The sequence below is a fragment of the Streptomyces sp. NTD107 genome, from assembly GCF_059510435.1.
Genome location: NZ_JCAJZV010000003.1, coordinates 298,706 through 314,278, shown reverse-complemented (window position 1 = coordinate 314,278; position 15,573 = coordinate 298,706). Strand labels below are relative to the sequence as shown.

Here is a 15,573-nt window from a genome sequence, read left to right as displayed (position 1 = left end):
TGCCGCCTCCTAGGTGGTTCGCCGCTTCTTCGCGTCCGGTCCCATCACTGTGCCGATATCACCGGGGACTTACCCCGCTTGTCGATGCTCTCCCATTTCCCCTTCCACCGCCCCCGCGCGGCACCCACCGTGCCAGGCTGACAATCCGCTATATATGTCATATATGTGCGTTCTTGCGCACCGGGACAGGGGAGAAGGGAACCCACCGCACATGCCCGCTGACCTCGCCGTCCTGGGACTGGGCCATCTGGGTCTGCCCGCCGCGCAAGCCGCCTCCGCCATCGGCGTCGGCACCGTCGGCTACACCGACGACCAGCACACCGCCGCCGAACTCAACGCCGGCCGCCCCCCGGCCGGCAGCACCCTCACCGCACCCGACCTGCGCCGCATGCTCGCCGCCGGCTTCCACGCCACCAGCGACCCCGCCGTCCTCACCCGGGTCCGCACCGCCCTCATCTGCGCCCCCACCCCACCGGCCGCCGACCACCGCACCCTCGACCTCACCGGCGTCCACGAGGCCGCCCGTACCCTCGCCCCCCGGCTGCGCCCCCGCACCCTCGTCGTCCTCGAATCCACTGTCCCCCCCGGCACCACCGAGGACCTCCTCGCCCCCGCCCTCGAAGCCGGCTCAGGACTGCGCGCCGGCCACGACTTCCACCTCGCCCACGCCCCCGGCCGGCTGGACCCCGGCAACCGCAGCTACGACTACGCCGGCACCCCCCGCGTCATCGGCGGCCTCACCCCCGCCTGTACCGAGGCCGCCGCCGCCTTCTACGGACGGCTCACCGACAAGGTGGTACGCGCCAAGGGCGTCAAGGAAGCCGAAACCGTCAAGGTCCTCGAAACCAACTACCGGCACGTCAACATCGCCCTCGTCAACGAGATGGCCGTGCTCTGCCACGAACTCGGCGTCGACCTGTGGGACGTGGTGCGCTGCGCCGAGACCAAACCCTTCGGCTTCCGCTCCTTCCGCCCCGGCCCCGGCGTCGGCGGCCACGCCGCCCCCATCGACATCGCCCCCGGCCGGCTGCGGATGGTCGAACTGGCCCAGGAGGTCAACTCCCGGATGCCCGGCTACGTCACCCAGCGCGCCGCCGCCCTCCTCAACGAGTACGGCAAGTCCGTGCGCGGCGCCCGGCTGCTGCTCCTCGGCGTCACCTACAAGCCCGACCTGCCCGACCAGCAGGGCGCCCCGGCCCGCGAGATCGCCCGCCGCCTCATCGAACTCGGCGGCCGGCTCAGCTTCCACGACCCCTACGTCACCCAGTGGCGGGCCGGCGACCAGCCCATCCCCCGCGCCGACTCCCTCTACGAGGCCGCCGCCGGCGCCGACCTGACGCTGCTGCTCCAGCACCACTCGGTCTACGACCTCCAGGGCCTCGCCGCCAAGGCCCAACTCCTCCTGGACACCAGAGGCGCCACCCCCACCGGAGCCGCCTACCGCCTGTGACGGGCACCGCGCGAAAAGGGCCCGATCCGCGCACCAGCACGGACCGGGCCCTCGTCAGCTCGTCAGCTCTCAGCAGCGGGTCAGCTCGACGCCGCGACCGTGACCTCCACGCGCTGGAATTCCTTCAGCTCCGAATAGCCCGTCGTCGCCATCGCCCGGCGCAGCGCGCCGAAGAAGTTCATCGAACCGTCCGGAATGTGCGAGGGGCCGGTCAGGATCTCGGCCGTCGAACCGACCGTGCCCAGCCGCACCTTCTTGCCGCGCGGCACATCCTCGTGCACCGCCTCCATGCCCCAGTGATTCCCGCGCCCCGGCGCGTCCGTGGCCCGCGCCAGCGGCGAACCCATCATCACCGCGTCCGCACCGCAGGCGATCGCCTTCGGCAGATCGCCGGACCAGCCGACCCCGCCGTCCGCGATCACATGCACATACCGGCCGCCCGACTCGTCCATGTAGTCCCGGCGCGCCGCCGCCACATCGGCCACCGCCGTCGCCATCGGCACCTGGATGCCCAGCACATTGCGCGTCGTGTGCGCCGCGCCCCCGCCGAAGCCCACCAGCACCCCGGCCGCACCGGTCCGCATCAGATGCAGCGCCGCCGTGTACGTGGCGCAGCCGCCGACGATCACCGGCACGTCCAGCTCGTAGATGAACTGCTTGAGGTTCAGCGGCTCGGCCGCGCCCGACACATGCTCGGCCGACACCGTGGTGCCACGGATCACGAACAGATCCACGCCCGCGTCCACCACCGCCTTGGAGAACTGCGCGGTGCGCTGCGGCGACAGCGCGGCGGCCGTGACGACGCCCGCGTCCCGTACCTCCTTGATGCGCTGCCCGATCAGCTCCTCGCGGATCGGCGCCGCGTAAATCTCCTGCAACCGCCGGTTGGCGCCCTCCTCCGACAGCTCGGCGATCTCCGCCAGCAGCGGCTCGGGGTCCTCGTAACGGGTCCACAGGCCCTCAAGGTTCAGCACCCCGAGCCCGCCCAGCTCACCGATCCGGATCGCGGTCGCCGGCGACACCACCGAGTCCATCGGCGCGGCCAGGAACGGCAGCTCGAAGCGGTAGGCGTCGATCTGCCAGGCGATCGAGACCTCCTTGGGGTCCCGGGTACGCCGGCTGGGCACCACCGCGATGTCATCGAACGCGTACGCCCGCCGCCCGCGCTTCCCGCGCCCGATCTCGATCTCCGTCACCTGAAGAGCCTTTCCGTGTACATTCGCCCGGCAGCCTCCCAGTATCCCCGAGCCGCCCGGTCATTCCTCCAGCAGGACCTGGGTGAAGTCCACAACGTGGATCACCAGCACCAGCAGCAGGCCGTCACTCACCACGTACTCGATCGCGATATTCGGGGTGAGCGCCAGCGATCTGGTGGCCTCGTCACCCGAGATCGGCACCGACATCTTCGGGCGCGGGTCCTGGGCCAGCACCGCCAGACCCCGCTCCAGCAGGGCCCGGCGGTCCGCGGGCAGGCCATCACGAGACCGCGCCGCCTCCTCGCTGAACTTCATCGCATAAAGCATGAGGCCCAGCTTAGGGGCTACTGACGCGTCAGCGCCGCGAGTAGTTCGGGGCCTCGGTCGTCATCTGGATGTCGTGCGGGTGGCTCTCCTTGAGGCCGGCCGCCGTGATCCGGACGAACCGGCCGCGCTCCTTGATCTCCGGCACGGTACGGCCGCCCAGGTAGTACATCGACTGGTGCAGCCCGCCCACCAGCTGGTGCACCACGGACGCCAGCGGCCCGCGGTAGGGCACCTGGCCCTCGATGCCCTCGGGGATCAGCTTGTCGTCGTCGCCGACCGCCTCCTGGAAGTACCGGTCCTTGGAGTACGAGCGCCGCTCACCGCGCGACTGCATCGCGCCCAGCGAGCCCATCCCCCGGTACGACTTGAACTGCTTGCCGTTGATGAACTGCATCTCGCCCGGCGACTCCTCGCAGCCGGCCAGCAGGCTGCCCAGCATCACGGTGTCCGCCCCGGCGACCAGCGCCTTGGCGATGTCACCGCTGTACTGGAGGCCGCCGTCGCCGATCACCGGGATGCCGGCCTCGCGCGCCGCCAGGGCCGCCTCGTAGATCGCCGTCACCTGCGGCACGCCGATGCCGGCCACCACCCGGGTGGTGCAGATCGAGCCGGGACCGACCCCGACCTTGATGCCGTCGACCCCGGCGTCCACCAGCGCCTTCGCGCCGTCCCTGGTGGCCACGTTGCCGGCCACCACATCGACCCGGTCGTAGTTCGACTTGATCTTGGCGGCCGTCTCCGGGACCAGCTTGGAGTGGCCGTGCGCGATGTCCACGACCACGAAGTCCACGCCCGCCTCGATCAGCGCCTGGGCGCGCTCGTACGCGTCCCCGGCGACCCCGACCGCCGCACCGACGATGAGCCGGCCCTCGGCGTCCTTGGCGGCGTTGGGGTACTTCTCCGCCTTCACGAAGTCCTTGACGGTGATCAGCCCGCCGAGCCGGCCCTCCGCGTCCACCAGCGGCAGCTTCTCGATCTTGTGCCGGCGCAGCAGTTCCATCGCCGCCTGGCCGGAGATCCCGACCTGGCCGGTGACCAGCGGCATCGGCGTCATGACCTCGCGCACCTGGCGGCTGCGGTCCGGCTCGAAGGCCATGTCACGGTTGGTGACGATGCCCAGCAGCTTCCCGGCGGCGTCGGTGACCGGCACCCCGCTGATCCGGAACCGCCCGCACAGCTCGTCGGCCTCGCGCAGCGACGCGTCGGGCCGGATGGTGATCGGGTCGGTGACCATGCCCGACTCGGAGCGCTTGACCCGGTCGACCTGGGCGGCCTGCTCCTCGATGGACAGATTGCGGTGCAGCACGCCCGCGCCGCCCTGCCGCGCCATGGCGATGGCCATCCGCGCCTCGGTGACCTTGTCCATGGCCGCCGACAGCAGGGGGACGTTGACCCGTACGTTGCGGGAGATGTACGAGGAGGTGTCGATGTCGCTCGGCGCCATGTCGGCGGCGCCCGGCAGCAGCAGCACATCGTCGAAGGTCAGGCCGAGCGCCGCGAACTTGTCCGGGATTCCCTCGGTGTGATCACTCATGTCTGCCCTCTCCACGCTCGCGGCTCACGCGCTGTCCGTCACGCACGCATCCATTCGGCCTACGCACCCTTGCCCAGCCTGGCTGTCCATGCTAAGCGGAACCGGCGGCGTCCTCTTACCGGCCGCTTATGCTCCGGCAGTGATCCTGGTGACGTACCGAACGTCTCAGCGCCCGGCGAGGGCCCGCAGCCGGCTGAGTGCCCGGTGCTGCGCCACCCGCACGGCCCCCGGCGACATACCCAGCTTCTGCCCGGTCTCCTCGGCGGTCAGTCCGATCGCGACCCGCAGCAGCACCAGCTCCCGCAGATGGTCGGGGAGGTTCGCCAGCAGCTTGCGCGCCCACTCGGCGTCGCTGCTGAGCAGCGCCCGCTCCTCGGGGCCGAGCGAGTCATCCGCCCGTTCGGGCATCTCGTCGGAGGGGACGACGGTGGATCCGGGCCCGCGCATCGCCGCCCGCTGGAGGTCGGCGACCTTGTGCTGGGCGATGGCCACCACGAACGCGTCGAAGGGCCGGCCGGTGTCACGGTAGCGGGGCAGCGCGTAGAGCACCGCCAGGCAGACTTCCTGTGCCAGATCGTCGACGAAGTGCCGGGCCTCGCCGGGCAGCCGGGCCAGCCGGGTGCGGCAGTAGCGCACCGCCAGTGGGTGCACGTGGGCCAGCAGGTCATGAGTCGCCTGGGCGTCGCCCTCGGCGGCCCGATGGACGAGGGCGCCGATCGCCGTGGTCTCGTCATCGCGCATCGGTCCATGGTGCACCGTCGCGGCGCGGTCCGGTGCACCGTGTGCGGAGTTGTGCACCGAAGCGTTATGTGAAGCGTGCTGAGATGTCTGCGAAACGTTCGAGGCGTTCGAGGTGTCCGGAGCGGGAGTGCCGCTGACCGTCATATCCCGCATATCCCGGGCCCTCCCCTCGCACCTGGCCGGCTCGTCCCCAAGGAGCGTCATGCTTCAAGCATGCGGCACCGGGGAAAGTTTCAGGCCCGCTCCGTGCCGGACGGGGCGACAGACACGGGCCGCCCCTCCCCGTCCGGTTCTTGTGGCCCGGCCGCCTCAGCGGACCAGGCCCCAGCGGAAACCCAAGGCCACGGCGTGTGCGCGGTCGGAGGCACCGAGCTTTTTGAACAGTCGGCGGGCGTGGGTCTTGACGGTGTCCTCGGAGAGAAAAAGCTCACGTCCGATCTCGGCGTTGGACCGTCCGTGGCTCATTCCCTCCAGCACCTGGATCTCCCGGGCGGTGAGGGTGGGGGCGGCGCCCATGTCGGAGGAGCGCAGCCGGCGCGGGGCGAGCCGCCAGGTCGGGTCGGCCAGCGCCTGGGTGACGGTGGCCCGCAGTTCGGCGCGCGAGGCGTCCTTGTGCAGATAGCCACGGGCACCGGCGGCGACGGCGAGGGCGACGCCGTCGAGGTCCTCGGCCACGGTCAGCATGATGATGCGGGCGCCGGGGTCGGCGGACAGCAGCCGGCGTACGGTCTCCACCCCCCCGAGCCCCGGCATCCGGACGTCCATCAGGATGAGATCGGACCGGTCGGCACCCCAGCGGCGGAGGACTTCCTCGCCGTTGGCCGCCGTGGTGACCCGCTCCACGCCGGGCACGGTGGCGACCGCGCGGCGCAGGGCTTCCCGGGCGAGCGGGGAGTCGTCGCAGACAAGAACGGACGTCATGGCCGGCCTCCGCAGCTGATGCGCATCACGTTGAGCCTCCAGGCTGTTGTGTGTCGTCACCTGTGCGATTGACAGCCCCGGACCTTCCTGGTCCGGGCGGTGGTCTCTTCCGTCAACCGCCTCCGCCCTCTCAACGACGGTCACCCGAAAGAGTTACGGCTTCCGTACTTCACCTTCGATCGCCCTTGGGCTATCGACCCCACAGCCTTCCGCACTCTACGTGACGGTTCCGTCACGCGATAGGCGCGCTTCGCCCAACACGCCGAACATTCGTTTTTGCCCTATTTAGACGCTCTTGCCCTTTTCAAGAGGTTTCCGGATATATTCGGCTGGTAGTCATATTTACATCTGCCCGACGGCGGCGGATGTGGACTGACCGGGTCACACCACACCGGGCCAGCACGACAGCTCGTATCCGATGGGACACTCTCATGGCAGATTTCTCCCGGCTTCCGGGCCCGAACGCCGATCTGTGGGACTGGCAGTTGCTCGCCGCCTGCCGAGGGGTGGACAGTTCCCTGTTCTTCCACCCCGAGGGCGAACGCGGCGCCGCCCGCAGCGCCCGCGAGACACAGGCGAAGGAAGTGTGCATGCGCTGCCCGGTGCGTTCGGAGTGCGCGGCGCACGCCCTGGCCGTACGTGAGCCGTACGGCGTGTGGGGCGGGCTGACCGAGGACGAACGCGAGGAGCTGATGGGCCGCGCCCGCCGCGGGCTTGTCGACGCGAACACGCCAACCCGCCGGGACTGACCGGAGCCGACCGGCTACCGTCTCCGCTTATGACAACTGCATTGGTGACGGGAGCCACCGCCGGGATCGGGGCCGCCTTCGCCCGGCGGCTGGCGCGCGACGGCCACAATCTGGTGCTGGTGGCGCGCGACGCGGAGCGGCTGCGGAGCACGGCGGCCGAATTGCACGATCTGCACGGGATCGAGGCCGCGGTGCTGGTCGCCGACCTGGCCGAGGACGAGGGGATCGCGGCGGTCGAGGAACGGCTCGGCGACCGCCGCCACCCCGTGGACCTGCTGGTCAACAACGCCGGATTCGGGCTCAAGGGGGTCTATCCGGACGTGCCCATGGCGGACGAGCTGCGGATGCTGAAGGTGCACTGCGAGGCGGTGCTGCGGCTGACCACGGCGGCCGTCACCACCATGCGGGCCAGGCGGCGCGGCGGGGTGGTGAACGTGGCCTCGGTGGCGGCGTTCGTACCGCGCGGGACGTACGGGGCGTCCAAGGCGTGGGTGGTGCAGTTCACCCAGGGCGCGGCCCGGGACATGGCGGGCAGCGGGGTGCGGCTGATGGCGCTGTGCCCGGGGTTCGTACGCACCGAGTTCCATCAGCGGGCCCGGATGGGCACCGGCGCCATTCCGGAGTGGATGTGGCTGGACGCCGACAAGGTGGTGGACGCGGGGCTGCGGGATCTGGCCCGCGGGCGGTCCGTGTCGATCCCCGATCCGCGCTACAAGGCGCTCATGGGGGCGGCGAAGCTGGTGCCGCGCGGGGCGCTGGGCGGGATCACCGGCCGGGCGGGGCGGAAGTACGGGCCGCGCCGGGAGGGACCGGGGGCCGGGACGGATACCCCTGGGGAGTAGCAGGAAATGATCACGCCCCCGGTTTTAGACTGACAGCGTGAGGTGAATGCACTCTCCCGAGGGAATCCACCATGACGTTCGTGCAGGTAATTGACCTCAAAACCAAAAAGGTCGGTGAGATGAACCGTCTCATGGACCGCTGGACCGAGGCGACCAGGGGAAAGCGTACGGCTACCCACTCGATCGTCGGCAAGGACCGGTCGGATTCCACTCATGTCGTGGAGATCGTGGAGTTTCCCTCGTACGAGGAGGCGATGAGCAATTCGAAGCTCCCGGAAACCGATCGGATATTCAAGGAGATGATGGAACTGTGCGACGACGTCCCACGGTTCACCGACCTGGATGTCGTCCGCGACGAGCAGCTCAACAAGCGCGCGGCACGCGCCTTCTTCGAGACCGTGATCAATGACCGGGACCTCGGCGCGGCGGACGGGCTCCTCAGCCCGGAGTACGCCGACCACGACCCCGGCAACGCGGCCGACCCCCTCGGGCTGCGGGAGTTCAAGGAGCAGGCGGGCATGTACATCAGTGCCTTCGAGCCGGTGTTCGTCATCGAACAGCAGATCGCGGAGGGCGATCTGGTGACGACCCGGTGGACGGTCACGGGGACCCACTCCGGTGAGTACCTCGGGCTCGAACCCACCGGCCGGCCGCTGACCATCACCGGCCACACCACTTTCCGCTTCGCGGGCGGGAAGATCGCCGAGGGCTGGTGGAACTGGGACCAGCTCGGTGTGATGAGCCAGCTCGGCCTGGTCGAGACCTGAACCTGACCGCGCCGTGGCGCCGCTGACGGGAGAAGGCCCCCACCCCGCCCGGGAAACGGGCGAGCCGGGGGCCTTCCGTACGCACTGACGCGTGGCGTCAGCGGCGCGATGGCCTCAGTGGCTGTGGCCGTGACCGCCGCCGGCGGCCTCCGGCTCCTCTTCCTTCTTCTCCACCACGAGGGTCTCGGTGGTGAGGAGGAGGGAGGCGATGGAGGCGGCGTTCTCCAGCGCGGAGCGGGTGACCTTGACCGGGTCGATGACGCCGGCCTTCACCAGGTCGCCGTACTCGCCGGTGGCGGCGTTGAAGCCCTCGCCCTTGTCCAGGTCCGCGACCTTGGAGGTGATGACGTAGCCTTCGAGGCCGGCGTTCTCGGCGATCCAGCGCAGCGGCTCGACGACGGCGCGGCGCACGACGGCGACACCGGTGGCCTCGTCGCCCTCCTTGTCCAGGCCGCCCTCCAGCACCTTGGCGGCGTGCACCAGCGAGGCGCCACCACCGGGGACGATGCCCTCCTCGACCGCGGCGCGGGTCGCGGAGATGGCGTCCTCCAGACGGTGCTTCTTCTCCTTCAGCTCCACCTCGGTGGCGGCGCCGACCCGGATCACGCACACGCCGCCGGCCAGCTTGGCGAGGCGCTCCTGGAGCTTCTCGCGGTCCCAGTCGGAGTCGGTGGACTCGATCTCGGCCTTGATCTGGTTGACCCGGCCGGTGACGTCGGCGGTGTCGCCGGCGCCGTCCACGATGGTGGTGTCGTCCTTGGTGATGGTGACCCGGCGGGCGGTGCCGAGCACATCGAGGCCGGACTGCTCCAGCTTGAGGCCGACCTCCTCGGAGATCACGGTGGCGTTGGTGAGGGTGGCGATGTCGCCGAGCATGGCCTTGCGGCGGTCACCGAAGCCGGGCGCCTTGACGGCCACCGCGTTGAAGGTGCCACGGATCTTGTTGACGACGAGGGTGGACAGCGCCTCGCCCTCGACGTCCTCGGCGATGATCAGCAGCGGCTTGGAGCCCCCGCCGGCCTGCATGATCTTCTCCAGCAGCGGGAGCAGATCCTGGATGGCGGAGATCTTGCCCTGGTGGATCAGGATGTACGGGTCGTCGAGGACGGCCTCCATACGCTCCTGGTCGGTGACGAAGTACGGGGACAGGTAGCCCTTGTCGAAGGCCATGCCCTCGGTGAAGTCCAGCTCCAGGCCGAAGGTCTGGGACTCCTCGACGGTGATGACACCGTCCTTGCCGACCTTGTCCATCGCCTGCGCGATGAGCTCGCCGACCTGCTTGTCCTGGGCGGACAGCGCGGCGACGGCGGCGATGTCCTCCTTGGAGTCGATCGGGCGGGCGGTGGCCAGCAGGTCGTCCGAGATGGCGCGGACCGCGGCGTCGATGCCCTTCTTCAGGGCGGCCGGGGAGGCACCGGCGGCGACGTTGCGCAGACCCTCGCGGACCAGCGCCTGGGCCAGGACGGTGGCGGTGGTGGTGCCGTCACCCGCGATGTCGTTGGTCTTGGTCGCCACCTCCTTCACCAGCTGGGCGCCGAGGTTCTCGTACGGGTCCTCGATCTCCACCTCACGGGCGATGGTGACGCCGTCGTTGGTGATGGTCGGGGCGCCGAACTTCTTGTCGATGACCACGTTGCGGCCCTTGGGGCCGATGGTCACCTTCACCGCGTCCGCGAGCTGGTTGACACCGCGTTCGAGGGCGCGCCGGGCGTCCTCGTCGAACTTCAGGATCTTCGCCATGACGTGCGCATCCCTCGTAAAAGTGTGTGGAAGCCGAAGCTGAAAGAAACAGCCGCGCCCCTCTCCCGGCTTGTCTGTGACGGGGAGCCGGGGCGCGGCCGGGTGAAGCGAAGCGCTGGGGCTTACTTCTCGATGATGGCGAGCACATCGCGGGCGGAGAGCACCAGGTACTCCTCGCCGTTGTACTTCACCTCGGTGCCGCCGTACTTGCTGTACAGCACGATGTCGCCGACCTTGACGTCGAGCGGCAGGCGGTCGCCGTTCTCGAAGCGGCCCGGGCCCACGGCGAGGACGGTGCCCTCCTGGGGCTTCTCCTTCGCGGTGTCCGGGATGACCAGGCCGGAGGCCGTGGTCTGCTCGGCATCGAGCGGCTGGACCACAATGCGGTCCTCAAGCGGCTTGATGGCAACCTTGGAACTGGTGGTGGCGGTCACGTCCGACCTCCCCCTTCGGAGAGCTCTTAAGGGTCTGCTGTCTTGTGATAGCGCCCTGGAGGACCCGTCGTCGCGGGTGCCGGATCCGCCCGTCGCGCATTGCTGGCACTCACCGGTGGAGAGTGCCAGCCTTGAGCGTAGGCGCCGATTAGCACTCAGTCAACCAGAGTGCCAACACGCGCCCCCTGCGCACCCCACGGGCAGGCCGGCCGACCGTTCAGTCCTCGGCGGTGCCCTCACAGAAGTCGGTCCCGCCGATCACCGGGATGTCCTCGCCGCAGGCGATGACGCTCCACGCCAGATCGAGGGTGAACGAGTGGCCGCCCGCCCGGTAATCGATCCAGGTATTGGCGATGTGCGCACCACTCTCGCCCACCTTGAGCTGGAGGAAGAGCTCGGTGAAGCCGTGCTCGATCTCCTTGACCTCCTCGCACTTCTGGCTCACCGGGTGACCGGGCCCGGCGGGAATGATGTCCCCGGCGAGGTCACCGTGGTCGAGATGCGGCAGCCGGCCGATTCCGCCGTACACGACGAGGTAGCCGTCGCTGTGCTCCTCCCAGTCCGGCGGAACGTCCTCGGCGTCAAGAACGCGGAACCTCCGTTCGATGGCCAGCGGTGCCACGGCGGTCTCGTGGCGGATGTCCTCGATCTCGATCTCGGATCCATCCGTGGAACACAGCACCATCCCGCCGAAAGCGACGTCCCAGGGCGTGGCCCGCGGCGCCCAGGCGCTGAGTTCCACCCCCACCGACTGCGCGGACAGCGGCCCGCCGCCCTCGGTGTGGGTAAGCCGCCGTGCTTCGGGCATCGAGCAGGCCCCCAGGCAAAGGGAAAGACCCACGATCACCGCCGGCGTCATTCTCATTCGACCCCCCCGGTCGTGAAAGACGGAGCGGGGGTGTCCCGGCCTGGCACGGCCCCCCGCCGCGTGCTGACTCTACGTCAGTGGTGTTTCACGGCGCATCACCCGGTTCTCAGAGGTAGTCCTCCAGGCGGGCGACGGCGAAGCCCTGGGAGGTGGCGGTGTTGAGGACCCGGCGGATCATGTCGGGCATCGTGCCCGCCCATTCCGAGGTGCCCCGGAAATGGGTGAGGATGATGTCGCCCGGGTGGAGTTTCTTGTCGGCGCGGCCCCAGTCGATGCGGTCGGGGAAGGCTTCCTCGGCCCACAGCGGGACCACCTCCACCCCGCAGGAGGCGGCGGCGCGCAGGGTGTCGCGGTCGTACGCCCCGTACGGGGGACGGAACATCGTGGGGCGTTCGCCGATCTCCTCCTCCAGGGTGTCCTGCTGGTCGCAGATCTCCGCGCGCTGTTCCTTGGCGGAGAGCCGGGGGAGTTCGCGGTGGTTGACGGTGTGGTTGTGGATGCCCCAGCCGTCGTCGCGGGCGGCGCGGAAGTAGTCGTAGTCGTCGCGGGCCACGTAGTCGGAGAGGAAGGCGCTGACCGGGACGTCGAGTTCGCGGAGCATGTCCAGCAGCTCGGGGTCCTTGTGGGCGCCGTCGTCGATGGTGAGGAAGACGACCTTGTCGTCCGTGGGGACCCGGGTGATGACGGCCGGCAGGCCCTTGCCGTCGATGTGGCCCGGCTCGGTCTCCGGGGTGAGTTTCTTCCGGGGCGGGGCCGGCGGGCGCAGCGGGGCCTTGCGCAGGCCCCAGCTCTTGGCGGCGGCGAGCCGCTTGGCCTCGGCCTTCACCAGGTCGGCGGCGTACGCGGTGAGCGCTTCGGCGGCGGTACGGGCCTGGGCGCGCTGCGGTGCGCCCAGCGCGGCGTCGGGGACGGGGGCTGCGCCGGTGGGGGCGGGGGCGGTGCCGCAGGAGAGCAGGCCGCACAGGGTGATGCCGGTGAGCCCGGTCCAGAGGAAAGACTTTTGTCTTACTTGTCCGATAATCCTCATGGAGCGGATGCTGGCACCGCCCACCAGGGACACGCGGCACGACGTACCGGCGCACCGGGGAGAATGACCCACGTGGCCGCATCCGATTCCCCCGCCCGATCCACCTTCGACGCCCTGCTGAGCCCCGAGGGCCGGCAGCTGCTCGCCGAACTGCGGGACTTCGACCCGGCGGACGAACTCACCCTCGCCACCCGGCTGCGCCGCGACCACCCCGCCGGCCTGGTCTCGGCCGCCATCGGCCAGGCCCGGCTGCGGCAGCGGGCGGCGGCCAAGTTCGGGCCGGCCGACGCGGCCCGCATGTACTTCACCCCGCACGGCGTCGAGCAGGCCACCCGTACGACGGTCGCCACCTGGCGCGCCCGGCGGATGGCGGACCTCGGCGTACGGCGGGTGGCCGATCTGTGCTGCGGCATCGGCGGCGACGCGATCGCGCTCGCCCGGGCCGGCATCGCCGTGCTCGCCGTCGACCGCGACCCGCTCACCTGCGCCGTGGCCGAGGCCAACGCCGCCGCACTGGGGCTGGGCGAGCTGATCGAGGTGCGGTGCGCGGACGTCACCGAGGTGGACCCGGCCGGGTTCGACGCGGTGTTCGTCGACCCCGCCCGGCGCGGCGGGCGGGGCCGGATCTTCGACCCCGAGGCGTACTCACCCCCGCTGTCCTGGGCGCTGGGCGCGGCGGCCCGCGCCCCGTACGCGGCGCTGAAGGTCGCCCCCGGCATCCCGCACGAGGCGATCCCGGCGGAGGCGGAGGCGGAGTGGGTCTCGGACCGCGGGGAGGTGAAGGAGGCGGTGCTGTGGTTCGGTACGGGCGGGGCGGGCGTGCGCCGGGCCACGCTGCTGCCGGGCGGCGAGAGTCTGACCGGCGCCACCGGACAGGCCCCGGCGGGGCCGCCGGGACGCTACCTGTACGAGCCGGACGGGGCGGTGATCCGCGCCCATCTGGTGGCGGAGGTGGCCGGGCGGCTGGACGGCCGGCTGCTGGATCCGACCATCGCCTACATCACGACGGACGCGCCGGCGCCCGCGACCGCCGCCGCGTACGCCAGCGGCTACGAGATCAGCGACGTACTGCCGTTCAACGTGAAACGACTGCGGGCCCTGCTGCGCGAGCGCGGCGTGGGCACGGTGACGGTCAAGAAGCGCGGCTCGGCCATCGACCCCGACGAGCTGCGCAAACGCCTCAAGCCGGCCGGACCGAACCGCGCCACGGTCATCGTGACCCGGCTGTCCGGCGCCCCGGTCATGCTGCTGGGCCGGCCGCTGGACCGCTCTCCGCGTCGTTCAGGGTGAGCAGGTCCGCCGCCAGGCCGGCGCACCGCTCGGGCCCCAGCGGCTCGACCAGGTGGCGGCGCAGCGCGCCGGCCAGCGCGCGGGCGGCGGCGGTGGCGGTGGTGGCGCCGTCCTCGGTGAGCACGGCGTAGACGACCCGGCGGTCCATACGGGAGGGGCGGCGGTCCACCAGCCCCTGGTGGGCGAGGCGGTCCACGACCTTGGTGGTGCCGGCGGTGGAGAAGCCGAGGGCCTGGGTCAGCTCGCGCATCGGCGCGGCGCGGCCGGGCGCGGTGACCAGGTGCCACAGCACCTGGAACGAGGACTCGGCCACCCCCGTCTCGGCGGCGACCTCGGCCAGCAGCCGGTCGGTCAGGCGGCGGAAGCCGGTCTGCATGGCGTGCCACTGCTGAAGCAGCTCGCGCTCGCCGCCCTGGGGGCAGTCCGGCCCACCCTCATCCGTCCGCATCCCCGTCCCTCCTCACTCTTGCGGAAGGATAACCGGCCTCGTTAATATCTCGCTAGTTACTTAATAGCCAGTAAGAGGATTGCCATGTCGACCGAACTGTCCGCCGAACTGACCCAGCTGACCGCCGGCCGCTGGGAGCTGGACGCCGCGGGCTCCACCGTGGAGTTCGCCCGCAAGAACTTCTGGGGGCTGGTCACCGTCACCGGCACCTTCGGGGAGCTCGGCGGCCACGCCGACCTGCTGAAGGACGGCACCGCGCGCGGCACCCTCACCATCGGCGCCGGCTCGCTCGACACCCGCAACGCCCCACGCGACCGGCATCTGCGGACCGCCGACTTCTTCGACGTCGAGAACCACCCGAAGATCCTCTTCGCCGCCGAACAGGTCACGGCCGAGGACGGCGCCCGGGTACGCGTCAGCGGCGAACTGACCGTCGCCGGCATCACCCGGCCGCTCACCCTCACCGCCAGCGCCACCGAGATCACCCCCCGTGCCGTCACCCTCCGCGCCGAGCCGGAGATCGACCCCGCCGACCACGGCATGACCTGGAACCGAGCCCGGATGATGAAGGGCCCCGCCAGGCTCACACTGACCGTGCGGTTCGTCCGCGCATGATCCGCGCATAACCCGCTCGGCACGGGGCACCCGGGGGTCTCTTCCCGGACAGCCGAAAGGACGTGACCACCGTGCGCGTCGCCTTCCTCATGGCGCCAGAAGGCGTGGAGCAGATCGAACTCACCGACCCCTGGGACGCCCTGCTCGCGGCCGGCGGCGAGCCCCGCCTGGTGTCCACCCACCACGGCCGCATCCAGGCCCGCCACCACCTCGACGCGGCCGACACCTTCGCCGTCGACGAAACCGTCTCCGACGCCTCGGTGGACGCGTACGACGGCCTCGTGCTGCCCGGCGGCGTCGCCAACCCCGACGCGCTGCGGCTCAACAGCCGAGCGCTGGCGTTCATCAATGGCTTCTTCGCCACCGGCCGCCCCATCGCCGCCATCTGCCACGCCCCCTGGACGCTGGTGGAGGCCGACGCGGTGCGCGGACGCACCCTCACCTCCTGGCCCAGCCTCAAGACCGACATCCGCAACGCGGGCGGCACCTGGGTCGACGAACCGGTCGTCATCGACGGCAACGGCCCCAACACCCTCATCACCAGCCGCAAACCGGGCGACCTGCCGGCGTTCGACGAGGCGTTCCTGGCGCAGTTCGCCGCCGCCGCGGCCTGAACCCGCCTCC

Annotated in this window: 17 protein-coding genes; 7 read left to right on the top strand and 10 right to left on the bottom strand. The window is 70.6% G+C overall.

Annotation, left to right across the window (positions count from 1 at the left end; genetic code table 11):
- Nucleotides 1-211 precede the first annotated feature (211 nt).
- Nucleotides 212-1,450, top strand: a complete 1,239-nt coding sequence (locus AC5WRL_RS09055) for a nucleotide sugar dehydrogenase (RefSeq protein ID WP_496087839.1) — start codon at nucleotides 212-214, stop codon at nucleotides 1,448-1,450.
- A gap of 80 nt (nucleotides 1,451-1,530) precedes the next feature.
- Here the strand turns inward: AC5WRL_RS09055 and AC5WRL_RS09050 are convergent, their stop codons facing one another.
- From AC5WRL_RS09050 to AC5WRL_RS09030, 5 genes are all read right to left on the bottom strand, one after another.
- Nucleotides 1,531-2,646 (bottom strand): GuaB3 family IMP dehydrogenase-related protein, encoded by a 1,116-nt coding sequence (locus AC5WRL_RS09050; RefSeq protein WP_496087838.1) that lies wholly within the window; start codon nucleotides 2,644-2,646, stop codon nucleotides 1,531-1,533.
- Nucleotides 2,647-2,706: 60 nt separating this feature from the next.
- Nucleotides 2,707-2,973, bottom strand: a complete 267-nt coding sequence (locus AC5WRL_RS09045) for a hypothetical protein (protein ID WP_496087837.1) — start codon at nucleotides 2,971-2,973, stop codon at nucleotides 2,707-2,709.
- Nucleotides 2,974-3,001: 28 nt separating this feature from the next.
- Complete coding sequence (guaB, locus tag AC5WRL_RS09040) at nucleotides 3,002-4,507, bottom strand: IMP dehydrogenase (RefSeq protein ID WP_496087836.1); 1,506 nt, start codon at nucleotides 4,505-4,507, stop codon at nucleotides 3,002-3,004.
- A 165-nt stretch (nucleotides 4,508-4,672) separates the two neighbouring features.
- A complete protein-coding gene (gene shbA, locus AC5WRL_RS09035; protein WP_496087835.1) occupies nucleotides 4,673-5,248 on the bottom strand; it encodes an RNA polymerase sigma factor ShbA in 576 nt (191 codons plus the stop codon).
- A gap of 309 nt (nucleotides 5,249-5,557) precedes the next feature.
- The gene (locus AC5WRL_RS09030; protein WP_019431595.1) at nucleotides 5,558-6,169 is read right to left on the bottom strand and encodes a response regulator transcription factor; all 612 of its coding nucleotides are present in this window, start codon (nucleotides 6,167-6,169) and stop codon (nucleotides 5,558-5,560) included.
- A gap of 431 nt (nucleotides 6,170-6,600) precedes the next feature.
- Between AC5WRL_RS09030 and AC5WRL_RS09025 the strand changes: the two genes are divergently transcribed.
- The 3 genes from AC5WRL_RS09025 (at nucleotide 6,601) to AC5WRL_RS09015 (ending at nucleotide 8,527) form a co-directional block, all read left to right on the top strand.
- Nucleotides 6,601-6,918, top strand: a complete 318-nt coding sequence (locus tag AC5WRL_RS09025; protein ID WP_496087834.1) for a WhiB family transcriptional regulator — start codon at nucleotides 6,601-6,603, stop codon at nucleotides 6,916-6,918.
- A 29-nt stretch (nucleotides 6,919-6,947) separates the two neighbouring features.
- The gene (locus tag AC5WRL_RS09020; protein WP_496087833.1) at nucleotides 6,948-7,760 is read left to right on the top strand and encodes an SDR family NAD(P)-dependent oxidoreductase; all 813 of its coding nucleotides are present in this window, start codon (nucleotides 6,948-6,950) and stop codon (nucleotides 7,758-7,760) included.
- Nucleotides 7,761-7,831: 71 nt separating this feature from the next.
- On the top strand, nucleotides 7,832-8,527 hold the full coding sequence (locus tag AC5WRL_RS09015; RefSeq protein WP_496087832.1) for an ester cyclase: 696 nt from the start codon (nucleotides 7,832-7,834) through the stop codon (nucleotides 8,525-8,527).
- Between the two features lie 114 nt (nucleotides 8,528-8,641).
- On the opposite strand, the gene groL is transcribed toward AC5WRL_RS09015, so the two are convergent.
- The 4 genes from groL to AC5WRL_RS08995 form a co-directional block, all read right to left on the bottom strand.
- Complete coding sequence (groL, locus tag AC5WRL_RS09010; RefSeq protein ID WP_496087831.1) at nucleotides 8,642-10,267, bottom strand: chaperonin GroEL; 1,626 nt, start codon at nucleotides 10,265-10,267, stop codon at nucleotides 8,642-8,644.
- A 122-nt stretch (nucleotides 10,268-10,389) separates the two neighbouring features.
- The gene (gene groES / locus AC5WRL_RS09005) at nucleotides 10,390-10,701 is read right to left on the bottom strand and encodes a co-chaperone GroES (protein WP_019431600.1); all 312 of its coding nucleotides are present in this window, start codon (nucleotides 10,699-10,701) and stop codon (nucleotides 10,390-10,392) included.
- 217 nt (nucleotides 10,702-10,918) lie between these two features.
- Complete coding sequence (locus AC5WRL_RS09000; RefSeq protein WP_496087830.1) at nucleotides 10,919-11,509, bottom strand: hypothetical protein; 591 nt, start codon at nucleotides 11,507-11,509, stop codon at nucleotides 10,919-10,921.
- Between the two features lie 166 nt (nucleotides 11,510-11,675).
- Nucleotides 11,676-12,596 (bottom strand): polysaccharide deacetylase family protein, encoded by a 921-nt coding sequence (locus tag AC5WRL_RS08995; protein ID WP_496087829.1) that lies wholly within the window; start codon nucleotides 12,594-12,596, stop codon nucleotides 11,676-11,678.
- 63 nt (nucleotides 12,597-12,659) lie between these two features.
- Here AC5WRL_RS08995 and AC5WRL_RS08990 point away from each other — a divergent pair, with 63 nt between their 5' ends.
- Nucleotides 12,660-13,886 carry a THUMP-like domain-containing protein gene (locus tag AC5WRL_RS08990; RefSeq protein WP_496087828.1) on the top strand — a complete coding sequence of 409 codons (1,227 nt, stop codon included), beginning with the start codon at nucleotides 12,660-12,662 and terminating at the stop codon, nucleotides 13,884-13,886.
- On the opposite strand, the gene AC5WRL_RS08985 is transcribed toward AC5WRL_RS08990, so the two are convergent.
- The gene (locus AC5WRL_RS08985) at nucleotides 13,837-14,334 is read right to left on the bottom strand and encodes a MarR family winged helix-turn-helix transcriptional regulator (RefSeq protein WP_496087827.1); all 498 of its coding nucleotides are present in this window, start codon (nucleotides 14,332-14,334) and stop codon (nucleotides 13,837-13,839) included. The two genes, AC5WRL_RS08990 and AC5WRL_RS08985, sit on opposite strands and share 50 nt — an antisense overlap.
- Before the next feature lie 84 nt (nucleotides 14,335-14,418).
- Here AC5WRL_RS08985 and AC5WRL_RS08980 point away from each other — a divergent pair, with 84 nt between their 5' ends.
- Nucleotides 14,419-14,949, top strand: a complete 531-nt coding sequence (locus AC5WRL_RS08980; RefSeq protein WP_496087826.1) for a YceI family protein — start codon at nucleotides 14,419-14,421, stop codon at nucleotides 14,947-14,949.
- Between the two features lie 71 nt (nucleotides 14,950-15,020).
- On the top strand, nucleotides 15,021-15,563 hold the full coding sequence (locus tag AC5WRL_RS08975; RefSeq protein WP_496088005.1) for a type 1 glutamine amidotransferase domain-containing protein: 543 nt from the start codon (nucleotides 15,021-15,023) through the stop codon (nucleotides 15,561-15,563).
- Nucleotides 15,564-15,573: the final 10 nt, after the last annotated feature.

Coding starts and splice junctions, on each gene's coding strand:
- AC5WRL_RS09055 (WP_496087839.1), top strand. CDS start 212: ATGCCCGCTGACCTCGCCGTCCTGGGACTGGGCCATCTGGGTCTGCCC.
- AC5WRL_RS09045 (WP_496087837.1), bottom strand. CDS start 2,973: ATGCTTTATGCGATGAAGTTCAGCGAGGAGGCGGCGCGGTCTCGTGAT.
- guaB (WP_496087836.1), bottom strand. CDS start 4,507: ATGAGTGATCACACCGAGGGAATCCCGGACAAGTTCGCGGCGCTCGGC.
- shbA (WP_496087835.1), bottom strand. CDS start 5,248: ATGCGCGATGACGAGACCACGGCGATCGGCGCCCTCGTCCATCGGGCC.
- AC5WRL_RS09030 (WP_019431595.1), bottom strand. CDS start 6,169: ATGACGTCCGTTCTTGTCTGCGACGACTCCCCGCTCGCCCGGGAAGCC.
- AC5WRL_RS09025 (WP_496087834.1), top strand. CDS start 6,601: ATGGCAGATTTCTCCCGGCTTCCGGGCCCGAACGCCGATCTGTGGGAC.
- AC5WRL_RS09020 (WP_496087833.1), top strand. CDS start 6,948: ATGACAACTGCATTGGTGACGGGAGCCACCGCCGGGATCGGGGCCGCC.
- AC5WRL_RS09015 (WP_496087832.1), top strand. CDS start 7,832: ATGACGTTCGTGCAGGTAATTGACCTCAAAACCAAAAAGGTCGGTGAG.
- groL (WP_496087831.1), bottom strand. CDS start 10,267: ATGGCGAAGATCCTGAAGTTCGACGAGGACGCCCGGCGCGCCCTCGAA.
- AC5WRL_RS09000 (WP_496087830.1), bottom strand. CDS start 11,509: ATGCCCGAAGCACGGCGGCTTACCCACACCGAGGGCGGCGGGCCGCTG.
- AC5WRL_RS08995 (WP_496087829.1), bottom strand. CDS start 12,596: ATGAGGATTATCGGACAAGTAAGACAAAAGTCTTTCCTCTGGACCGGG.
- AC5WRL_RS08990 (WP_496087828.1), top strand. CDS start 12,660: ATGACCCACGTGGCCGCATCCGATTCCCCCGCCCGATCCACCTTCGAC.
- AC5WRL_RS08985 (WP_496087827.1), bottom strand. CDS start 14,334: ATGCGGACGGATGAGGGTGGGCCGGACTGCCCCCAGGGCGGCGAGCGC.
- AC5WRL_RS08980 (WP_496087826.1), top strand. CDS start 14,419: ATGTCGACCGAACTGTCCGCCGAACTGACCCAGCTGACCGCCGGCCGC.